At 45.9% G+C, this 21008-nt stretch carries 17 protein-coding genes; all 17 read right to left on the bottom strand.

The genetic code is table 11. The features are described 5' to 3' along the window. Nucleotides 1-4 precede the first annotated feature (4 nt). Entirely contained in the window at nt 5-3733 is a 3729-nt protein-coding gene (locus tag FN815_RS04515) for a baseplate J/gp47 family protein (RefSeq protein ID WP_142453412.1), read from the bottom strand. Between the two features lie 129 nt (nt 3734-3862). Continuing rightward, nucleotides 3863-4276 (bottom strand): GPW/gp25 family protein, encoded by a 414-nt coding sequence (locus FN815_RS04510; RefSeq protein WP_142453411.1) that lies wholly within the window; start codon nt 4274-4276, stop codon nt 3863-3865. 19 nt (nt 4277-4295) lie between these two features. Then, nucleotides 4296-4595 (bottom strand): PAAR domain-containing protein, encoded by a 300-nt coding sequence (locus tag FN815_RS04505; RefSeq protein ID WP_142453410.1) that lies wholly within the window; start codon nt 4593-4595, stop codon nt 4296-4298. 24 nt (nt 4596-4619) lie between these two features. Continuing rightward, the gene (gene vgrG, locus FN815_RS04500; protein WP_142453409.1) at nt 4620-6407 is read right to left on the bottom strand and encodes a type VI secretion system tip protein VgrG; all 1788 of its coding nucleotides are present in this window, start codon (nt 6405-6407) and stop codon (nt 4620-4622) included. 3 nt (nt 6408-6410) lie between these two features. Beyond that, nucleotides 6411-7079 (bottom strand): CIS tube protein, encoded by a 669-nt coding sequence (locus FN815_RS04495; RefSeq protein WP_142453408.1) that lies wholly within the window; start codon nt 7077-7079, stop codon nt 6411-6413. A 4-nt stretch (nt 7080-7083) separates the two neighbouring features. After that, complete coding sequence (locus tag FN815_RS18820) at nt 7084-7245, bottom strand: DUF5908 family protein (protein WP_185957160.1); 162 nt, start codon at nt 7243-7245, stop codon at nt 7084-7086. Nucleotides 7246-7380: 135 nt separating this feature from the next. Continuing rightward, nucleotides 7381-7932: a phage tail protein gene (locus FN815_RS04490; RefSeq protein WP_142453407.1), complete on the bottom strand. Its 552-nt coding sequence runs from the start codon at nt 7930-7932 to the stop codon at nt 7381-7383. Between the two features lie 172 nt (nt 7933-8104). Beyond that, nucleotides 8105-8590: a phage tail protein gene (locus FN815_RS04485; RefSeq protein WP_142453406.1), complete on the bottom strand. Its 486-nt coding sequence runs from the start codon at nt 8588-8590 to the stop codon at nt 8105-8107. 54 nt (nt 8591-8644) lie between these two features. Then, nucleotides 8645-10219 (bottom strand): phage tail sheath family protein, encoded by a 1575-nt coding sequence (locus FN815_RS04480; protein ID WP_142453405.1) that lies wholly within the window; start codon nt 10217-10219, stop codon nt 8645-8647. Nucleotides 10220-10236: 17 nt separating this feature from the next. Then, entirely contained in the window at nt 10237-11289 is a 1053-nt protein-coding gene (locus FN815_RS04475; RefSeq protein WP_142453404.1) for a hypothetical protein, read from the bottom strand. 4 nt (nt 11290-11293) lie between these two features. Next, nucleotides 11294-11878 carry a Pvc16 family protein gene (locus tag FN815_RS04470; RefSeq protein WP_142453403.1) on the bottom strand — a complete coding sequence of 195 codons (585 nt, stop codon included), beginning with the start codon at nt 11876-11878 and terminating at the stop codon, nt 11294-11296. 183 nt (nt 11879-12061) lie between these two features. Next, nucleotides 12062-12469 (bottom strand): helix-turn-helix domain-containing protein, encoded by a 408-nt coding sequence (locus tag FN815_RS04465; protein ID WP_142453402.1) that lies wholly within the window; start codon nt 12467-12469, stop codon nt 12062-12064. 360 nt (nt 12470-12829) lie between these two features. Continuing rightward, nucleotides 12830-14095 (bottom strand): serine hydrolase domain-containing protein, encoded by a 1266-nt coding sequence (locus FN815_RS04460; protein ID WP_185957159.1) that lies wholly within the window; start codon nt 14093-14095, stop codon nt 12830-12832. A 343-nt stretch (nt 14096-14438) separates the two neighbouring features. Continuing rightward, on the bottom strand, nt 14439-15995 hold the full coding sequence (locus FN815_RS04455) for an NAD(P)/FAD-dependent oxidoreductase (RefSeq protein WP_142453401.1): 1557 nt from the start codon (nt 15993-15995) through the stop codon (nt 14439-14441). Nucleotides 15996-16184: 189 nt separating this feature from the next. Then, nucleotides 16185-16409, bottom strand: a complete 225-nt coding sequence (locus tag FN815_RS04450) for an addiction module protein (protein ID WP_142453400.1) — start codon at nt 16407-16409, stop codon at nt 16185-16187. A gap of 99 nt (nt 16410-16508) precedes the next feature. After that, nucleotides 16509-19655 carry a type I restriction endonuclease subunit R gene (locus tag FN815_RS04445; protein ID WP_142453399.1) on the bottom strand — a complete coding sequence of 1049 codons (3147 nt, stop codon included), beginning with the start codon at nt 19653-19655 and terminating at the stop codon, nt 16509-16511. A gap of 10 nt (nt 19656-19665) precedes the next feature. Further along, entirely contained in the window at nt 19666-20871 is a 1206-nt protein-coding gene (locus FN815_RS04440; RefSeq protein ID WP_142453398.1) for a Fic family protein, read from the bottom strand. Between the last annotated feature and the right edge of the window lie 137 nt (nt 20872-21008).

Here is a 21008-nt window from a genome sequence, read left to right as displayed (position 1 = left end):
ATCCTTAATCAATTATGAAACTGTTGCCCAGCTCCAGGTCATCAATTCCTGTTTGCTCAGCCATTACTACTTCTTCTTCGGTAAGCATTTCAATGTGGTGATTACGGGCTGATACCAATATAGACCACGCCTGCGATGCCTCTACCGTTTCCTCCATTTCAGAAGTGTAAATCCGGGAGGTTCTGTTCTGTTCAAGGCGTGCGGTATCGCTAAGCGCGTAGGTTCCATCTTCGTGATCGCTCACCTTTAATAGCGAGAGTTTCGTAACAAAATGCACGTACGGGCGGGACTGTATGAACCCGGAAACATTCGAGAGATTCACTTCTCCGCCAAAGCGTATTTCACGTTCCGTTTCATACAGCCAAGGCGACAAAAAAGCTTTCAGATCTTCATTCAACCGTTTCAAACTCTGCCCGTTGTTCCTTCCTTCCTCAAAGCGAACCGCGCAAACCACCTTAATCCGCTCATAATTTGGATTCCTGACTTCCACTTGTGCAAAAGGCGTAGCCAGTCTCTGCACATAAGCCCTGATTTCTCTGAGGAGCCCAACATTAGCCATCGGTAACAGGTCTACATTTTCAGAGTCCGTTAGCACCGGGATGACGGCTATAAGAATCCTGCCTGGTTTAATTAATGTGCTGGTGCTGCTTGAAAGGCAATTCACTTTGTAGATCTCCGGAAACTTTTCCAGGATGAGCTGCTCATAATCTCTGCTGTTAACCGCACGGTTTTTATGACGCAACCGTTCTCCGTTCCGGGTATAAAATGCTTTTTCTTTTTCCCTTGGCCTGCCCCCAAACGATTTCACCTGTTGTGTGACCCCGGTAATAGCAGGCTGCTGAGCTTCCGGTCCCTCAATACTATAGGCAGGGAGGCCGGATTCCAGATGCGCCCCGGACGAAGATGCAGTATCCCAAACCAGAGTAGCAGCTTGAGCACAGACGTCTACCGTATCGCCGATCATCTCAATATTCTGTGTCCCGGCCACCTTGATCCAGTGCAAAGAGTCCTCTAATATCGTGTTGTTTTTGTTGATATCATGGGGAATCTCAAGTGTTACAATGCCTGATCTCAGCAAGTTGCCGGTGCTGTCGGAAAGCACCTGGTTGGGACGGAATTTTAGCCACTCGTCATCCGCCAGAAAATACCATTCCAGGTCTGTACGGGTATCTTCAAAACTCCCCAGGTTTTTCCCCTTGATGTTGAAAAATAAGGTGAGCGTATCAGGTGGTTGTAACTTATCAATTCCAATATAAAGCGCCCCCTTTTGTGAAAGCTCTGGCAGCAGGCTTACCGGTTCCAAATCATCTCTTGGATACACCTTCTGGGTTTGTCCGAATGGCATCATGTGGTACAAGGTACCCCCATCAACCTTCTTCTTTGAGGAAGTACGCGCATCCAGCTTAATCCTTTTTTGATCGGTATAGCCCAGGGTAACGGAACGAATGACCGGTGTGTACGGCTCATTCGGCACTTCCAGCTTATTTTTCTCTTTCTTGATGCGGGCATTTTTTACAAACACTTCCGAGACCAGCAGCGGATATTTTTTATGCCCAAACTGCACGTCCGCCCCCGTCAGCTCAAACTTAATAAACCCGCTTTTTGTGGTTTTATTCAGCATCAGGGGATCGGGCTTCTGCTCCATGTGAGGAGAAAGTTTAAATTCTTCCAGTTCCAGATTCTCAAAAGTGGTGCTTCTCTTAAGCTTACCAAAAGGATGCGGCTTGGAGTCAGTCGACACTTCTTCCGTCTCAAACAAATAGTGTTTCCGCAGATTGCTATTTTCCGGATAGACCCATTTCCCTTTTTTAAGCAACGAAAAATCCACACAAAAGCTACGGTTATCAATGGCATAGCCTTCATAAGCGCGATAGTATTCGGCAAAACCGCCTTCATCCCTTGGAATCCCGGTCCATTCTATCTTTAGCGTGAGGCTATCCACGGCTTTACTGAAAATTTCCTTGCTGCCAATAATAAAACCGGAGCCCAGCTGCGGCGCCGGACCAAAGGGCTGAAAAGGTTTGTCGGTATTCACCTGCCCCAGGTCGTTATACACCACCAGGTCCTTCACCTCATCCACCTTCGTCGTTATTTCAATTTGCTGCAATTTCATTTCCGCCAGCAGCGAGTAAGGGTAAATGAAGGAGTCTTTATTGAGCAGAAAACGAGCTACCGGAAGTTTGGTATCAAAACCGCAATTCCCGTGAAGGGCCGCATCAAAAGCATACAATGCCGGGTCTTCATCAGACAAGTGAAAATTGATTTCCAAAGAGGATCCCTCGCCTTGTTCCACCCCATAAGCATGCATCTGTAGCCAGCCTTCTTCAGTGGTCAAAGCAATATGGAAAGCCTGGCGAAATGCCTTGAAGAAAGACTCATCGTAATGCGTTTCTGTGTTTTGGCTGATCTTGGTGAGCTGCTCGGTGAAATGCGTGAATGAAGACGGCTCAAATGTGATGGTAAAAGTGATATCACGCATACCCTCATTTAGAATCAACGCCGGGGAAGCCACCGCAAAACCAATCTCGGAGTCGCTCATTGTACGCCCTTCATTACTCACCCCAATTTGATCTTCGCCCAGCGTGGGCCAGGCATAGGTGCTGCCGGCATCATCCCCGCTGGCTTCTTCCCGGATTCGGGCCTCATAAATTCCCGACACCAGCTGATCGCTTGAAACTTCAATGTACCGGTTCCGGCTCACATAAAGCGTGCGCAACTTGCAAATGACGGCCTTATTCAATGGCACATCCTTCCGAACTGAATATATCCGTTGCTGCCCCGATTCATCTTTTCCGGCTGTAAACTTGGTTCCTTTTTTCAATAAAAATGCATCGGTTTCCTCGGCCAGCTGCAGGCATACTTGTACCTTGTCAGGTGTGGGAGGATTGGGCTTTTGGCGCAAAATCCGGCGGTAATAAAAATCCGTGTGTCGGCTTTTGATGCCATTTATTTGCTTCTGCCCGTGCCGGTATAATTTCAGGAATGCCATCAACAAACCAATTTGGGGATGATGGTTACCCTGCTCCAGACTCTCTTTTAAGTATTTCGGGGCGATTTTTTTTATATAGGCCAGGGTTTCATAAAAGGCATCAAACAATGGCTTCAGGTGTTCGGTAGCTTCCTTGATTTTATCCCCGATGGTATCGCCGGTATAAATAGAGGCATCGGGCTGCACATCATCGGCTTTGCCAATTGACCGGTATTTCACAAAATCGATTTCCAGTGATCGGTTCAGCCCATCTTTAGCCTCCGCCCCTAAACTGTACGCCCGCAGTTGCCGATAGCTTTTCTTCAGCGACTTTACCGCCTGTTCCAGTTCCTCATAAAACGCACTTTCCATTTTAGTGAATTGCCGCAGCTCCGAAATCCAAAAATCGAACTTCGCGGCCATGCCCACCAAATGTTGCACCATCTCACTGTAACTGCTAAATAATCTATCTTCATTTTTTCGGCCGGTGCGTATAATCAGCTCTTCATTTTGTTGATAGTCGCTCTTAAAAGACTCAATATCCTCGGATATAATGAGGGCAAGAATAACGCTCAGATCCGCCGTGAACAAATCAATCCAGCTGCCCCGCACTTTGTTATCTGTGTCATAAAAATTAAGCAGTCCGGCATAGCGGGCAGAGAAAGCCAGCAACTCCTCAAAGGAATGCTCATCCACTCCTACAAAATCCGGGTCAAGAGCCTCCAGCCATCTTTTATTTCTGCTTAATCCTTCTTTAGCTCGCATATTGGTTTAACTTTATTTTGTACATAGGTTCACCATTAACTCCATGACTTCTGAGATCCCTGCCTTCGCAGGGATGACCGTATGTAACTTATTAGCTTTCGAAGCTTTCATTCTTTTAATGCACTTCATTTATTCAAAACTGATGTTGGTGCCCTCATTTACATAAAAGGGATACACCATGTTGCTGCGCGAATTGGTGGCCCGTACTTTGTATTCCAGGATGATATCCAGACGGGCATCGTGGTCTTCATTCACTCCCACTTCCAGCCCGGTTAAATCTACCCTTGGCTCATAATTTAGCACCGCCTTGCGGATGTCTTCTTTCAGGTGATTGATTACCGTAAAGCTCATCTCTTCAAACACATGATGATGGATATCACAGCCAAACTCCGGATCCATCACCCGCTCCCCGGGTATGGTGGATAATATGATGGTGAGGCTTTCGCGAATGTCCTCTTCTTCTGAAACCAGCTCGGCCGTGTCCATGCTTTTGTTGAAAGTGGGGGGAAACTTCCATCCCCTTCCTAAAAATGATCGATCCATATTTTCTCCTTTGGTTGTCCTATCCACCTATCATTACGGTAGGCATGCCCAGCACGATGGTACCGCCGTGAGCTGTTGAATCGCCCATGCGGGCTGCCGGCATCCCGCCAATCATTACAGTAGAAGATCCCTTGGCCACGGTATCCGGTGGACCCACGCAAGTAATCATATCCCCCACCACCGATGCGGGCAAACTGCCAATGAGTACGGTAGGCACGCCCGGCCCAATAATCGGCCCTCCAACATGTGGAATGGGCGGAAGCCCGGGGGTTTGCATCGGGCAAGTGTGCATGTCGGTAATTCTGGCTGCTGGAGGCATAGCACTGTTTTCTTTTGGTTGATATTAGTTAATCATGACCATGGCACCCTGAATTTTTACCTGCCCGGAGGCGGTGATCTCAGAAGCGGCATTGCCATTGGCCGAGAACTTGGTGTCGGCGCTGTTGCTGATTTGCAAGCCCGAAATATCCACGTTGGCATCAGCCTTCACCGAAGTGTTTCCGGTAGATTGCAGGTTCAGGTTTCCACCGGCTTTTATGGTGATATCAGCCGGGCTTTGAATATTGATTCCCGAAGAATCAAACACGGCCTTGTTGCTGTTCTGGTCTTCGATGGTGATGGATTTATCCTTGTCACTGTAAATCATCTTGTTTCCACCGGGCGTTTTTATGGTGATGACTTTGTCTTCGTCCTGAAAATTGATTTCCAGCTTGTTCTTGGTGACAATGGCTTTGGTTGAATTCTTGTCATCCGGCGTATAGGGCGGTGCATTTTTCTTGCTGTACATGGAGCCTAGAATCACCGGGTAATTTGGATTTTCATCCAGGAAACCAACAATTACTTCATCATTAATTTCCGGCATAAAAAAGCATCCTGAGCCCGAAGTTGAATAGAAATTGGCTATGCGCGCCCAAATGCCCTGCTCATCCTGTAGCAACGGCAACACCACCAGCACACGGTTGGCGCCATCCGGGTCCTGATCAATTTGCTTCACCGTGCCAATGTGCAGGCCCTTCATGGCAGGCATCAGTCCGCCATTGGCCGGTGCGTCAATATTGTCTACCTCTTCCACAAACCAGTCGAAATTGAGCCCAAACTGGGCTTCCGTAATCCACTCTCCCCCTTTGATAATGTGAGTTACTGCACTCACAAACACCTTGCCATTAAAGCGGGCACCCACACCAGACAGCTCAATCATGGTCCCCGGCTTGGCCGCTTCATTGCCTTGAAATTTCACCTTGCCGGTAGTTTGTGACAGCTTTGCTTTTTGCAGTTTGGATGAAGCCCATTCCTTTAGCTCATCATTCGGCACGTTACTGATGGATTGCAGCTGGTAGCTGTCCAGGCCAATCACATCCGAAAGTGTTGAGCCGGACACATTACCAGGCAAAGTAGCATCCGAGGCCGTGCCGTCAGCTTGCACCAGCTTTTGTTCGGCCATATCCCATGCCGAGGCTTTGGCCGCACTGAGCTGCGTTCGCGATTCCATCTCCGCCTGAAAATCCAGGATGGTACCTCCGTAGGCCAGACTCAATACCGCACTGGAACTGGTATCGGGCTTTTTGACAGTGACTTTGCCATCGTTGGTAAGTACAATCAGGCTGTTTACATCGGCGCGCATCATCATAAAATCCCAGTCGCTAACGTAGAATTGCACCACTTCTTTATGCGTTACCGAAGTAGATGCCACATCACTGCTCAGGCTGTAATTCCCAATCAAACTGCTGATGATATCGCTGTCGGTTTTGTCCTTGTAAAATGCGTTCTTGCGCCCCACGGTCATCTTCACAGCTTTATCGCGGCACTCCACCACCAGCACCGACTGGTTCTTCCGAATACGAATGCCGTGCTTGGTGATAATTCCTTTAAAAATGGTTTTGTTAGTGGATTGATAACCGGCTTTGATTTCAATCTCGGTTCCTGGCAAAAAATCAGCTTTGTTACTGATGGGAAAATCCGCTTTGGATGTGCTGCCATCGAACAGGGTGACCCGGGCAAAGGGAATCCGGTTTACCGCTTTTGACACTTCAATGTCCGACAGCTGGTAGGTTTGATCCATTTCAGATCCATTCAACAGAATAGAAAAAGAAACCGTCGTGGTTTTGGATGATACGGGAGAGGTGCCTGCCATAATTTACTTCTTTATGCTTGGGAACCTGAGCACGGTACCCGGTTCAAGATTTCTGAAATTCACCAGGTTATTGGCTGCAGCAATATCCAGGTAGTAGGAGCTGTCTCTGTAAATTTCATAGCAGAGATTGGGCAGGGTGTCACCTTCTTTAACGATACGTTTATGGGTTACATCGGGCGACTGCCGGTTGGCTTCTTTGGCCTCGGTTTCGGGATCGGTGAATTCCTTGAAGGTGGCGTCAATCTTTGCCCGGATCGGAGCGCCGCTGGGCTTAAACATGGTGTAATTGACGGTAAACTGTTCAAGCACACATTTGAACGTTAATGATCCCCAAAGCAGCTGCAAGTAGTTGTTGCGATGGATTTCCCCGTTATAATCAAACACCAGCTTCTTGAATTTCTTCACCTGGTCTTCAACACTATCATCGGTGGAAGGATTATAAATGGCGCCGGTACCGTCAATATAGAATTCCAGCTTTAGGTCTTCGGGTTTGGAGCGTACATATTTAGGGCCCGTACCGGAAGTGCCCATCCCCTGTGTGCAGGCATACTCGATGGCATGCGTGCGGGAATATTCTTTCGGGTTGATCATCACCGAGAATTCGTCCACTTTATCCGCAGTGCCGAATCCAGATGATTTGTAGGCCACAATTTTCAGTTTTTCTAAACTCATATTCTTATCGCTCCGGTCCGTTGGTTAAGCGCTCTTCCAATTCAAACAAACATTCTTCAATCACCTGTTTTTTAAGCTCTTCTATGTTGATGTCTGGATGGGAAACCCGGGAATCTTCTTCAGTCACCCTCACCTTTACAATCAGTTCTTTAATCTCTAAAGCCACGTTTGTTTGGTTAATGGTTTATTGGATTATGGTTATTTGTTAACGGTTAATGGTTATTTGGGAGCTTCATGGCTTAAACAAGCATCCATTCACAAATAAACCAATAACCATTAACCATTAACCAGGCTACCAGACTCATCCCAGTTTTTCTTTTACTGCACGTGCCGCTTTGGCCGCTATGCTTAAAGGATCGGTTTTAAATTGGGAGTAATACTGGTAGGTGAACTCCATGTTCTCCACCAGGTATTTGTTATCCATAGCATTAAAGCCGGAGGCTTCTACCTTTACCGGCCATGCACCCACAAAAAACCAGGCGGTTAGAATTTTACCGTCGCTGTTCAACAAACTCACCATGATGGTCCGCGGCTTGATGGAGGAAGTCAGCGTTGATTCCTGCCGGGCCATGCACCATTCGGCGAAAGCGGAAAATTTGGTTACATATCCGCGTTTCAGCACCAGGTTTGCATAATCCACCGTGGTGGGCACTTTGTGCTTGTAGCGGTTCTCCCCTCCTTCTTCGATATCCGTGGTTTGGACAGTAGCCGAAATACCGTCCACCTCCTGGAAACTATTGTCAACATCTGCATTGGAAATAACATCGCTGGCAATGCCAACGGCGCTTACCAATTGCACATTGAAATAGAATGCCGGAGGCGGATAGTATGTTTCGTTAGAGGTCTTAAGCATTAGCCTGAGTTTTTCACAATTATTCGATAATTATAGTTATGTCTCCGGCGAAATTGAGCTGCTGACTGCGTTAAAGAAAAAATAACTCGATCAAGGTACTTAGGTACCTTTCACTCCTGATTTTTCCTTCGCCTTGTCAACAGCAAAATTTCTTGGTGAAAAAAAATCAGGCTTAACCTGTTTGACTACCTTTGCCGTTTTGGGTGATACCTTCGTGCACAATCTCGATAGTTTCAACCGCCACTTCGTTGCCGTCCGCTTTCAGGTCGGTAACGGTGATTTTGTTGGGCCAGGCATTAGCCAGGGTCCAGGTCATCAGCGGTGCGCCCGTTTCATCGAGCAGGTTGATGGTGACCGTGGTTCGGGCAATCGTATTCATTTTGATTTTTTCATACCATTCCCAGAAAGCCAGGTCGTCTTTAAACATGCCTTTCTTCATGGTTACGTTGCCGGATTTTACCATCCCCGGCATTTTGGCCATTGAAAACCGCTTGTCGTTACCCGCCCGGTATTCAATGACTTCTGATTCAATGTCCATCCCAGAGACTTCCTGGAATGGAACTTCTCCAATGCCGCTGTCTGAGCCCATGTCTACCGTAAAATAGAACTTGGGAATCGGCCATAGGTTTTCTCTGCTTTCTTGTTGTTCGCCAGCCATAATGTGTTCGTATTTTTGATGTTATTTCTAATTCAGTTAAGTACCCGCAATCACCTAGGATTCCTGCATTTTTTGCTGGAAGGTGATTACGATAAACTCTGCAGGCCGCGTAATGGCCACTTTCACGGTAATACGCATGATGCCATCCAGGATATCGTTCGAGGTCATGGTTTCGCCGAGGCCAACCAGTACCTGGAACGCTTCGCCGGGACTCGATCCTGCCAGTGCACCCTGCTTCCATAAGTTGTTTAGGAAGTTGGAGAGCATGCCTTTCATCAACACCCAGGTGTTGGCATCGTTAGGCTCAAACACATATGCTTTGGCTGCAGCTTTAATCGACTGCTCCAGGAAAATCATGGTGCGGCGCACGTTGATGTATCGCCAATCCTGACTGTTTCCATCCAGCGTTCGGGCGCCCCAAACTTTCACACCTTCTCCTACGAAAGAACGAATGGCGTTCACTGATTTGCCGGAAAGGGTTACGTTCAGGTCTTCCTGCTCATCATGGGTGATACTTACTGCTGCGCCTACCGTGCTGGCTAAACCTACATTGGCCGGGGCTTTCCATACGCCACGGGTGTTATCTACCATGGTGTACACGCCCGCCATAGCCGGAGCTGGTGGCAGCAGGTTCATTTTTTCCCGCACTTCTTTCATCAGCTCTTTGTACGGCGGACTCATAGAAAGGAGTTTCTGATGTTCGGTACGGATCGTTTTTTCCTTGATCTCTTTCGTCACGGTGACATCTTCCTCATTTACCGTGATGGTACCTCCTACCTCAGGAACCAGTACCGCATCGATTTCCGCATTCACGGCCGTTTTGGCTTCTTCCTTCATCGAGCTGTTGGTTACTTCAGCTTTTAAGGCTTCCTGCAGCTTGTCCAGGTTGTCGATGTTTTCATAATTCACTTCCGAATTCTGTACCACGGTGGTTTTTATCCAGGGATAATATCCAATTCCAAAATCCAGGTAATCCGAGCCGACATCTTCACGGAACTTGGTAATTACATCGGTTTCCTCATCGTAGGTACGTTGCTTGTAGCCTTCGTATACATCCAGAAGTGCTACACGATTTCTCATCTTATACCCGCAATGTTGCAGCATGGCTTTGGAAACAGAGGTAAAATCTTCGTGCTCCAGCAGCAAAGCATCCGGTATCAATAACATCGTGGGCTCAAGTTCCCGTACCAGTGGTTCAATTCCATTGGTAAGTTTTTCAGCCTGTATGCCTCCATCGGCAACCTCTTTATAGGTTCCTACGGAAATGACCCAGGCAGCGCCTCCCCCGTTTTCATAAAACAGGCGAATGGAATTGTACAGTAAGGCTTCGGTCTTCTCAGCTGCCGCCAGGGTGTAGTCGGTGCCGCCAGAGGTAAAATCTCCCTCAGCCCCTTCTTCGGCTTCTGTTAAGGTATATTTTGTTTTAATTGCTCCCCCGAAATGGGTGTCGTACTCGGCCAGCGAGGTAATTATCACCGGCTGGTTCAATGCAGATTTGCCCCCGCTTTTAACGGCTTTTTCGGTATATCCAATAAAAGCTGGAACAGCTGTAGGAATACCGACCACCGAATTGGGAAATGCATTCTTTTCCTCAATATAAACACCGGGCGTTTTTAAGGTACTTGGCATGTTAACGTGTTTTTAAGTTATAGATAAACATACATTTCCGAATAGAAATGCTGTTGATCGGTTTCTGTTTGAGTGTGTATAAAATGGGTTGACGGGGTGGGCAATCGCTTGATCAATACTTTGCCGTCTGCTGATTTTAACTGGTATTTCTGATCGGTTTTATCGCGCAGCAAAATGGGCGTCTCTGAATCAAAAACCATGGCTTCTTTACCATCTGAAAGGCGCTGTTGTCCTTTGTTGATGAATGAAATGGACTCCCCGTTTCTGCCATTTAGAATCTGCATTTGCTCTACATTCAGCGATGCAGAAGAACTGTATTTTGGAATGATGTAATACCGCCAAATAGTAGAACGGGCCCCGAATTGTAGAGTAAAGGTTTTTGCTTTTTCCTGTCCATTCAATACTCCCGATACCCCGCTATCATCAAAAAGAAAAACCTCTATCACCCCAAAGACCGGCTTCCAAAACAGCTTAGCATCCTTATAGATGCTCAACACGGCTTCGTCCTGTTTCCATAGTTTATACAAGCCGGCGGGTTGGTCGGTTAAATTCAGATGTAGTTTTGAATCCCTGACCTCATCCTCTGAAAATTCTTGAACTGTTTCATCCAAACTATTCCTGAGGCTAAAACCGGCTGATTGATCGTCCTCTTGGATTGGATAAACATAGGAATCTCCTGTCAGTTTAAAACGGTCTTTAGCGGAAGCGTTGGTTTCATCACTTAGCGCCGTTTCTCTATCCTTCTTTTCCCGGTTCTTGTTGGTAAAACAAAACACCTGATCCCTGAAATCGGCTTCGAGATCGGAATAATTCAGGAAATTGGAATCCGTAATTTCAAGATAAAACCGGAGTTTAAAAGCCTTTTTTTCTTCTTCAGAAAGCGTCGCAAAAGCTTCACTGTCATCATCCCAAACAATTCTAATTCCGGTGGAGATTTTCTTCATCAATAGCCCAAAATTCTTGAACAATGGTTGGGAATCATCAGTGGGGGAAATTCGATATCCTGAAAAATTTGCATCCGCAAAAAACCGATGCTGCAGCTGTACACTAAAAAGCTCTTGATATCCCATAGTCTCAACCGCCTGCCGCCTGATTATTGGTTTCCGGTTGAGTAGTGCCGGGGATGATTTGCTCTATATCGCCGCCGGTGTAATTGAATACGCTCACTTTGTACACCACCGAAGGCACATATTTATTACCAATGATGCCCCAAAGGTGACCAATTTCCTGGGGGCTAAAATTCTCTATCTCAAAGATGAGTTTGCCAATGTCATGGTTCAGAGCCGGGGTGTTGGCATGCGTAAAAGCGTATTTATTTTGAAAAAACTGGACCACGGCCGACAAAAAGGTCAATGCCTGTTGGTAGTTATGCTCACTGTACAGACAAGAAACGACTATATACAAATTAAGTGTAACGGCCGGCTTCTTCTTCGAAAATTTATTCCCGTCATGCGCTTTATAGGAATGATAATTCCGGGTGAGTTTTTCCTGTTGCAGGTTCACCAGCGTGAGGACCACTTTGTCCAAGTTCCTGGCTTCCACCTGTCCATCTACGCTCACAATGCTGTCCAGCACCACCTTGTCTTCATCGGTGTTGAACCGGAATTTAAAAAAGGTGTTTAACTGGTCCGCGATAAGATGTAGTGTATCCCCAATCATTATATCGTAGCTTCTCAGAACCCAAGGTTCCGACTTGATTAACTCTATTCATACCTCAAAATCACCGGACTTTTATGTCCCCGATTTGGTTCTTTTATAATTGATTTTGAGAAGGGGATTTCCAAGAACTTTCGTTAAGTAATTCTACTCCTGAAAAGCACTCAGTAAAACGGTTCCGTATTTCTACTCCGAGAAACCACTCGGTATTTTTACTCCTAAATTGTACTCCGTAATCTCACTCCGTAATTTTTCCAATGTGATTTTTTTCTTGAGTGCCGTAGGACTTAAATCGGTATGATATTTCACATAATCATATAATGATTTTTCATCCTTCAGGCCTACCATCCGGGCCACACCAAAAAAAGATTCCTCCGGACTTCTATGCATGATTTCGATAATTCGCTTTATCCTCAGCTCCGTCATCACTTTAATAGCCGGCTTACAGAAGTGTATTTTTATTCTCCTGCTGAATGATTTAGCGCTATTGTATTCCAACTGATTGGCCCATTCCTCTACGGTATGGATATTGGACACATTTTCATTAAACGTAGTAACTGCGACTTTGATTTCCTCATTGGCTTGATTACTCATCCACTAATAACCCCTTATTATTTTATAAACTTGTAACTTAAAATATATGCTAACTATTTAGGCACTGATGCCCGACTTCATATATATAGAGAGATAAGAAAGGCTATTGTTACAATTTTTTTGCAAATCTATTATATCAGACTGACAAAAAAGTAAAACGAATAATTATAAATTTTCCACCATACACAGATATGAATATCTATAAATATCTGAATATAAATGAATAGAATTACTTCAGGATTTTAGTGAGGCGCTGAAACCTAGTAAAGAGTCTTAGCCCTTAAGGCCTCTCTCTAAAAACACACGCTTTGGCTCACGGCCTAAGCATGTGCTTATTCAAAAGTAACGCTTTACCAGGGTTTAGTTCTCCGGTACATATTTGCCGTATACCGCATCGCGAAAGTCCTTATGCAGACGGCCATCAAATGGAAATTTTTGGACAAAGAAAACGGCTGTGAGCTCGTTGGCGGGATCAACCCAGAAAAGCGTACTGGCTGCTCCATCCCAGAAGAACTCCCCTACTTTACCATGATTTTCTTCTGCTGAAGCCGGCGGACGCAGACGCACCGCAAAATCAATCCCAAAGCCAACCTGACCTTTACTAGGCAACCAAAGTCGCTCCGTTACTTCATCCGACAAATGGTTAGTAGCCATCAGCTCCACGGTTTCCGGCTTCAGAATTTGTACTCCATTCAGGCTTCCTTCATTCACCAGCATTTGGGTAAAAGTCATATAATCATCGAGGGTTGAGGTGAGGCCCCAACCGCCCGGAGTAAGCGGCACCTCGTTGATATTGAATGCATGCTGTTCGTTATCCGGAATTTGCGTCAGGCTTCCATCTTCCCCACCATAAAAAGTTGAGGCCATGCGGCCCCGATCTTCCTCAGGCACATAATACCGGGTTTCATTCATCCCCAACGGATCCAGAATATGTTCCCGCAAATATTTATCAAAAGGCTGTCCGGATAAACGCTCCACAAGATAAGCCTGAACATCTACCGAGGGACCGTAATACCACTCCTCTCCGGGATGAAAGACCAGGGGAAGGCTGCCAAGTTTTTCAGCAAAATCAGCCAAAGTATTGGAGTGATGTAAGGGAGCGGCTTCTTCCAGCAGGGCCCCTACATAGGGCGTGTTGGTATCGTTGGCAAAGCCTGAGGTATGCCGGGTAAGATCCCGGATAGTCAATGGTCTTTTGGGTTCTACCAATATGGGATTGCCGTCCTCATCTTCACCCTCGTATACCTTTAGATCGGCAAATTCAGATAAATAATCTGCTACCGGATCATCCAGTTCAAAAGCTCCCTGCTCGTAGAGCTGCATCAGCGCGACACCGGTCACAGGCTTCGTCATCGAATAAATCTGCACGATGGTATTTCTTTTCATCGGCGTTTTATCATTCCGGTCCGCATCTCCAAATGCGTTGAAGTACACCTCTTCCCCATCTTCAAAAACCAAAGCCGATGTACCGCCTACAGCATTGGTTTCGACAAAACTCTGCAAGGTAGAATCTAACCGCTGAACCGCCTCTTCATTGACTATCTTTTCCTGACTTACTGCTTTCTCTGCGCCGCATATGCTCAAAAAAAGTCCAAATCCCAAAAACAACATCATCTTTGCTTTCATAATATCCTGAATCATATTTGTTAATGTGATAACAAAGGAGTTTATACAACTATGAGAGTTTATGCCAACTTTAATTGTCACAAAAGCCTGGAAATGTAGGTCGGACAGGTTTGTCCGACTTTGCTTTAGCAACCCATTTTACCTGGCAGTCAAGTAGCTATAAATTCATCAAGTAAAAAAACCATTTTCCAGGTTGTGTAGAAAGTCTTGTCATCCAAGAAAGGAAGCAGGAGCTTCCCGAAAGCATTACGCAGCAGGAGCTACATAACGAGTGTTAGAAGGCTAACAACGCTTTTGGGGAGTTCAGTTCTAGGCTAGTTAATCTAGCGTTTAAACGCTTTTCTCATTGATGGGATTCTGCAATCCGTACGGCACATTTGATCCCATCCATGGCTGCCGATACAATTCCACCGGCATAACCGGCCCCTTCACCACATGGATACAATCCTGCAATTTGTGTATGCTGTAAACTTTCCCAATCCCTCGGAATTTTAACCGGGCTGGATGTACGGGATTCCGGGGCATGGACTACGGCTTCGTTGGTCAGGTACCCGCGCATACTTTTGTTGAAATCCCTGAAGCCTTGCTGCAATCGTTTATGGATAAAATCCGGCAGTACAGAACCCAGCTCTACCGAGGTAATGCCCGGAGAATAGGACGTATTGGGCAGATCAGAGGACACCTTGCCATTCACAAAATCAACCAGTCGCTGGGCCGGGGCCGTTTGGGTTTTACCTCCCTCCTGCCAAGCTTTTTGTTCGATGGATTTCTGAAACTCCATCGCTGCTAATGGACCATATTCCGAAAAAGGCTCAAAATCTTTGGGATGCAATTCAACCACAATACCGGAATTGGCCGTAGCCCGGGCACGCCTGGATGAAGACCAGCCGTTGGTTACAATCTCACCAGGCTTGGTGGCGCAAGGGGCTATCACTCCGCCGGGGCACATACAAAAGGAATACACACCACGCCCATCTTCCTGCTTCACAATGTTGTAAGCAGCCGGCGGCAGGTATTCACCCCGTGTTTTACAGTTGTATTGAATGGAATCGATTAGCGACTGCGGATGCTCTACCCGCACCCCGATGGCCAGCGGTTTCAGTTCAATAGCCACGCCATTTCGATGAAGCATTTCAAAAATATCCCGGGCCGAATGTCCAGTGGCAAGAATCACATCCTCTGCATAAAAATTTACATTACCCTGCGTTTTAACCCCTTTAATCTGCTCGCCTTCCAGAATCAAATCAGTTACACGCGTATTGAAGTGAATCTCCCCTCCCTGCTGCAAAATACATTCCCGCATTTTGGCAATGATGGGCGGCAATTTATTAGTTCCAATATGCGGATGTGATTCCACCAGGATTTCTTTAACCGCCCCGAAACCTACAAAAAGCTCAAGTACCTTCTTAGTATCGCCCCGCTTCTTGGAACGGGTATAAAGCTTGCCATCTGAATAGGTTCCCGCTCCACCTTCCCCAAAACAGTAGTTCGAATCTTCATTCACTACATGGTCTACATTGATGCCTTTCAGGTCCTTGATGCGGTCTTTTACATCCTTTCCCCGCTCTATAACAATCGGCTTCAGTCCTCTTTCAATAAGCTCCAGGGCTGCGAACATACCGGCCGGTCCTGAGCCCACGATGATCACCTCTCTGGCGTTGCTTACATCCGGGTAATCCGGTAGCGAGATCTCCTCCGGCTCAAATTCCTCATTGATATACAGGCATACTTTCAGGTTCATATAGGCCTGACGGCTCCTTGCATCCACCGACCGTCGCTGTATTTCTACATGACGCAGGTCTTCGGGCTTCAGTTGTTCTTTTTGTAGGATATAGTCTCGTAGTGCCTCAGGCTGCCCGGCTACTTCAGGCAACACACGTATCTGCATTTCTTTTTTCATGCCTCAAAAATAAGGAAATGAGGGGAAGGAATGGGCATGGTTATGGGGGAAAACTTTAACCTTACCTTCCTCGATTCTTTCAGCCGCCTCTGAGCTTCTTTAAGCCAAGCGGTCTCTATCTCTGGATCAATGGGATGTGGAGGTTCTTTTTTTGCTCATAGCGGTGATTTATTTGAAGAAAAAGTCTCATTACCCGGTAATCTCTCTAAGCCGTTTCATAAACTCTTCTCCAGGAATCATCTTCACTTTTCCAGAGTCTACCTCTGCAGCTCTTCGATCCACTTCATCCATCCAGGCTTCTTCTACTTCCGGATCTGGAGTAGGGGTTAGCCCCTGTATAATAGCGGTGGCAATTTTGGCACTTTGTTTTATGGGCAGGTCGTTGATGAGAGCAATGATTTCTTCTGTTTTCATGATTTAGTATCAAGGATTTTAAGTAACGCGAGTTTTTGCGATAAGTATGCCTGGGTCAGAGATAACATCTATGCTTCAATTATAAGTTACCTATATTACTCAATCATACTTACTACTCCACTCATCTGCCAGCGCTTCTGCTTGCTCCATCACCAGCTCCATGGCTCGTTTTTGTTCGTCCGGCGGATATTTGTAACGCCTTAAAGTTCTTCTTACAAGAATTCTAAGCTTAGCTCTTACACTCTCTCGTTTCTGCCAGTCTACAGTGGTTGATTTGCGAAGTTTCTCGGTTATTTCAACAGCTATCTTTTTCAGGATCTCATCACCCATTTTGCGAACAGCACTTTCATTTTCTGCCAGTGCATAATAAAAGGCAACCTCATCCTTATTCAGCCCAAGTTTTTCTTCTTCCTTGATGGCCTTTCTGAAATCTTTAGCCATTTCAATAAGCTCTTCTATCACCTGGGCCGTTTCGATTGCACGGTTGTGATACTTTCTAAGTGTTTCGAGCAATCGTTCGCTGAATTTCTTTTGCTGTACTACATTATTTTTTGTCCGGGACTTTATCTCATCTTTAAGCAGTTTCTCAAGAAGCTCCACGGCAAGATTTTTGTATTCCATTCGCCGAACATCTTCCAGGAACTCATCACTTAGTAAACCAATTTCTGGTTTTTCCAGACCTGCCAAACTGAAAACATCTTCCACACCTTCTGCAACTACTGCATTATCCAGAATTTGCTTTAAAATAGAGTTTTTCTCTCGTTCGCTTCTCTTTCGTTCTACCGCAGCAAATTTATTAATGGCTGTTTTAATAGAATTAAAGAAAGCTATCTCCTTTTCCAGCTCAATCACTTCATCCAAGGTATTACACAAGGAATGTGCTTTGTTCAGAGAGAGAACTGCATCCAGAAAACGTTTCTTCCCTTTTTCTAACTCAAGTATATGATTGGCCGCTGGAATTACCAGTTCATGCGCCTTTGTTTCAAAAGTCGAATAATCAAATTCATGGAGCATGCCTCTGATGACATGTAGTTTTTCCAGCAGGATTTCATACGCCTGCTCTGCATCCAACGTCGGGGAGCCTTTTCCTTTTGAATCGGTATAGGTTTTTAGAGCTTGCTTCAGTTCGTTGGCGATCCCAATATAATCCACCACCAGGCCACCTTGCTTATCTCTAAATACACGATTCACTCGTGCGATGGCCTGCATAAGGTTATGGCCGCGCATAGGCTTATCGATATACATGGTATGACAACAAGGAGCATCGAAGCCTGTGAGCCACATATCACAAACAATGACAACCTTAAATTGGTCAGATGGATCTTTAAATCTCTTTTCTAATCGCTTCTTTGTTTTCTTTGGATAAATATGTGGCTGCATTTTTGCCGGATCGGATGCCGAACCAGTCATGATAATTTTGATTTGTCCTTTTTCGGAATCTTCATCATGCCACTCGGGACGTAATTCCGTGATCGCGTTGTACAGATCCACACAAATTTCACGGCTCATTCCCACCACCATGGCTTTTCCGTCTATAGCTGCCGTCCGTTTCTCAAAATGACGAACCAGATCATCGGCTACCTGAGCAATTCGTGGTGAGGCTCCCACCAGCTTGGCCAGGGTTGACCATTCGCTTTTTGTCTTTTCCCGTTCCGACTCATCCTCATATTCTTCGACAACCTCTTCAACCCGATCACTCAGCTCGTCTATTTCTGCACGATTCACATCCAGTTTTGCTAACCGGCTTTCATAATAAATGGGAACGGTTGCTCCATCATCTACCGCATCCTGTATATCATAGATACTTACATAATCCCCGAAAACTGCTCGAGTGTCCCGATCTTCCATAGAAACGGGCGTTCCGGTAAACCCAATAAAGGTTGCATTGGGTAAAGCATCCCGCATATGGCGGGCATAGCCATATTTATACTTTTGTTCCTTTGTATCATACTTTGCTTTCAGCCCATACTGGCTTCGATGTGCTTCATCCGAGATCACGACTAAATTGTGACGTTCACTCAGTGCCGGATGCCTGTCTTCTTCCCCAATTAACGAAAACTTCTGTACCGTGGTGAAATAAATACCCCCTGACTCCCGCGAAGACAACTGCTCCCGTAAATCTTCCCGACTATCAGCCTGAACCGGAGTCTGCTTCAGTAAGTCCTGAGCTGAGGAAAAGGTTTGATAGAGCTGACCATCCAAGTCATTGCGATCCGTAACCACCACAATGGTTGGATTCTTCATTTCCGGTTGCTGAAGCAGTTTACCGGCAAAACAAACCATAGAAATACTTTTCCCCGATCCCTGTGTGTGCCATATAACTCCGCCTTTCTTTGACCCCGGCTCTACATCATCGGCATAAGTAGCTCTTGGTTCTTCTACCCGACTCTCGTTGGCTCTGGAAGCAGTAATAACTGCCCGAACTGCTTCACGAACGGCATGAAACTGATGGTACCCAGCAATTTTCTTAATGGCATGATCCCCGTCCTGCTCAAACAGAATGAAATGACGGATGTAATCCAGAAACAGCTCAGGCTTGAAAAATCCCTTGATCAGCGTTTGGAGCTCGAAGGTTAACAGTGGCTTATCGTTCTCATCAGAAATAGTTCGCCATGGCATATACCATTCGGTATTGGCTGTAAGGGAACCGACCCGCGCCGTATAACCATCGCTTATAATATTGGCGACGTTGTATGCAAATAAATCTGGAATCTCGCTTTTATAGGTTTGAATCTGATTAAAGGCCGAATAGATATCCGTGTCTTCATTATCCGGGTTTTTGAGTTCGATAACTGCCAGCGGAATTCCATTTATGAACACTACCACATCCGGCCGTCGGGGTTGCTTAGTCCCCTGAATAGTGTATTGATTGACGACTTTAAACTCGTTATTGGAAACGGTGCCAAAATCGATCACCCGTACCGGTTCGGGCTCCCGTTTTCCATCCCGTTCAATTTCAATGATTACTCCGTCAAGCAGCATCTTGTGGAACAGCTGGTTCCGTTTTACCAGGATAGGATGTGATATCGTCCGAAGTTTATGAATCACTTCGTCCACTTCGGCGGTTTTTAAATGAGGATTGATACACTGCACGGCTTCCCTCAGTGGCTGCTCCAGCAATACCTGGTTATAAGAAGCCCGCTGTGAAGTATCTGTATCCGGAGCAATATCAGGACCGAGCACAGGCTTCCAGCCAGTCTCTTTGAACCATTCCAGACTATGTACTTCTAATTCATTTTCAGTCATGATTCCTCATTTAAATGGATCCGGCTGGATAGAGTTCAGGGAAATAATACCCTACTACTTTAGCAGGGATATGAAAGCGTAAGGGAGCCCGGTGAGACTCAGAAGTAATAAGCTCTTCTTCCAGCAATTGTTTAACTAAATAGTTTCCGGTTCGCTCACTCATACCAATAAGTCTTGGCACTTCTCCGCGGGCTATTTCACCGCGCATCATCACTTCGGTAAGTATATGCTTTGCTTCCGGCCTGAGTTCATTTTCGTCCGGTATAGCTCCATCTTCTCGTCTGTTCACATAACTTACAATACGGTTATATAGTCCATCCAAAGACAGTAACTTCTTCATAAACGAAATTTGGTCCGCCGCCACCTCAAAAAAGAAAACGCTAAAATCCGTCAATGATTTTTCCGAGAGGTTTCCTCTGCCGTCATAATCGCCCTGTCTTGAACGGTCGGCCACAGCCAGCATATTCTTATAATCCTCTGCTCTCCGTGCCAATCCCCGCGATAATGTCCAAAGCCCATGAGATTCAATCCCCGATTTCCGCAAATAAGCATAGGTAAATAATCGGGATACTCGGCCATTTCCATCCATGAACGGGTGAATCCATGTAAGCCTCTGGTGACTGGCTGCCGCCGTCATTAGTTTTTTGTGGCCATACACTGACTCTGAGGCATAGACCTTTTCAAAACGGGCCAGAAATTCGGGCACACTTTCCCACTTTGGCGGGAAATGATCACCAACTTTGACATTCTCTTTGCGAAGTTCTCCGGGAACCATGGTAAGATGCTCATCCCGGTCCGGGTGATAAATGCTTAAGAAGCTATCCGGAACACGTTCGTAGAATTCCTTGTGAATCCAGCAGAGAAATTCGGCCGAACAGACCGGCACTTCTTCCCCCGAATCAAAACGATGATCGATCAGTTTCTGAACTTCTATATGAGCTACACTTAGTAACTGCAATTTTTTCTTACTCTCATCGGTACTGTATTCCTTTTTAACCGCCTTTTCAATATCAGCCGGGGTGGTGTGCTCTCCCTCAATACGGTTCGAATAATAACTGTTGATGTGCCGCAGCAAGCGGGCAATTTCTTTTCGGGTGATCGGGTGCACCATTCCCGCAAGTTCCGCAGCATCTGCATATACCCCCATAGCAAGTTCCACCAGAGATTTATTCTCCCTGGGAAACAAAGGTTCCATATGGACCGGACGATCAAACATATTCGGTAATATTTGCGGGTTTTATTGCGGGTTTATTAAAACCCCTTAAGTTCATTCAAACCATGTTAATATCGATATTAAAAAGAAATATAAAAAGAGCTTTTTTGCGGGTTCTTTTGCGGGTTCTTTTGCGGGTT

Origin of the sequence: Gracilimonas mengyeensis (genome assembly GCF_900182705.1) — a bacterium.
Lineage (GTDB): Bacteria > Bacteroidota > Rhodothermia > Balneolales > Balneolaceae > Gracilimonas > Gracilimonas mengyeensis.
This window is presented reverse-complemented; position numbering and strand designations above follow the sequence as displayed.